Annotated in this window: 2 protein-coding genes; one reads left to right on the top strand and one right to left on the bottom strand. The window is 32.0% G+C overall.

What is annotated here, in order from left to right:
* Positions 1-595 precede the first annotated feature (595 nt).
* A complete protein-coding gene (locus BCR22_RS09775; protein ID WP_069654730.1) occupies positions 596-1,564 on the top strand; it encodes an Abi family protein in 969 nt (322 codons plus the stop codon).
* 75 nt (positions 1,565-1,639) lie between these two features.
* Here the strand turns inward: BCR22_RS09775 and BCR22_RS15075 are convergent.
* Positions 1,640-1,838, bottom strand: a 199-nt coding sequence (locus BCR22_RS15075) for a transposase (protein WP_141706564.1), incomplete at its 5' end; no start/stop codon positions are given.

Below are 1,838 nucleotides of genomic sequence, written 5' to 3'. Positions count from 1 at the left end.
CGCAATGAGTAGGTGAATAGGTCAGCTTGGCTTTAATCACTTGAGCTTGCACTCCTTTTACTGGTCTTTGTTCCAACCAATTTTCTTCAAACCGGAGATTTTTGTCTGTAAGTCCGAGCAATAATCTGGTATTCTTATCCATAGGGAACAACCTTTCTGATGATTTGTGGTTTTTGTCGATTTCATTTTATCAATTAGTTGTTCCTTTTTTGTATTTAAATGCTCAAAAAAGTGCTGGTAGAAAATCTTTTTTGATTTCCACCAACACAATATATTATAGAGCCACAAGATTCGCCCCCACAATCGTGAGGGCTATTTCTTTGCACAACAATACCGAACAGTTAGGGTCGGTAGAAAATCATAAAAAACACGGTGCGAACAATATACGAACGATCTCCCAACTTGCTTTCATAATTCTTTCATTTTGGTTGAAAGTTGTTGACAACATATATTATATACTGTAGAATACATCTAAAGATTAGCTACAGGAGATCTGACCATTTTAATACGATGGAGGACCTGTTTGCGCGGAGTACCTCTCATTCGAAAGAATGGGGGGTACTTTTGTTATTTATACTAGAAAGGAATTTCTTTAATGAAACCATTTAAAACTTTAGATGAACAACTCATTCTTTTGAAATCACGAGGACTTATTATCGAAGATACGCAAAAGGCTAAAGAGTATTTACTACAGTACAGTTATTATAATATCATCAATGTATACAGCAAATTTTTTCAACATTCTCCTGATGAATATATTATAGATGCATCCTTTGACGAAATTAGAGCTGTTCATATATTCGATACTGAAATGAAATCGATTTTTTTTAAATATCTCATTGAATGTGAAAAACATTTTAAATCAATAGTCTGTTACAGATTTTCCGAGCACTACAGAGATATCCCGTTTGCATACCTAAGAACATCTAGTTATCGCAACGAGAACTTAATTGATCTAAGTACTACTATTGCTTTACTTTCAAAAACAATCACTACCAATGTTAGAACTAAAAAAAATAATGCGATAAAACATTATAATAATAATCATAAAGATGTACCTTTATGGGTACTAATAAATCACCTCACCTTTGGTCAGGTAGTGCATATGTATACCAATTTTACCAACAAACTAAAAAACAATATAGTTAAAGATGTTGCTAGTTATTTGGAAAAAAATCTTGATACAAAAATAATTATAGAACCTCAAGAGTTAGAAACTTTTTTGTTTAATTTAATTGATTTAAGAAATTGTGTAGCTCACAACAATATGCTTTTTCACTTTAAATGCAAACGCAACCTAACTTATATAGAACAACTACATACCCCTTTCTCAATAACACGGAATCAACCTAAACAAGATCCGTTTAATTGTTTAATAATGATGCAAGCGTTGTTACAAAAAGAACAATATGCCATTTTTCATAACACAGTTTTAAAACGGACTAGAAATCTTAATGTTAAATTGACATCAATTCCAATTGATACTATTTTATGCTCTCTTGGATTTCCACAATCATGGTATGAATCAACATCAAGGCTTACACAAGGTGGACTATCGAAATAACGGCTCTTTGTCAACTAATGTTGGTGAAGAAATCCAAAGAATTAAACCACTAATGAAGCCTAGAGGGAAATTCCTCTAGTTTTTTTTATTTGATTGAAAAAGAACAGTGCCAAAGCATAAAGTAATTCTCAATTTAAAATTATAGAAGTTACGGAAGCCATAGGCGTTTCTCTTTAGTACTTTTATATGGTTATTCAAGCATTCTAATGGTCCGTTGGAATAAGGCAAATTCAACGCATTTTTAATGCCCGTTTGAACTTTTTTAAAGGTAGTA

Origin of the sequence: Enterococcus plantarum (genome assembly GCF_001730295.1) — a bacterium.
GTDB classification, from domain to species: domain Bacteria; phylum Bacillota; class Bacilli; order Lactobacillales; family Enterococcaceae; genus Enterococcus_L; species Enterococcus_L plantarum.
This window is presented reverse-complemented; position numbering and strand designations above follow the sequence as displayed.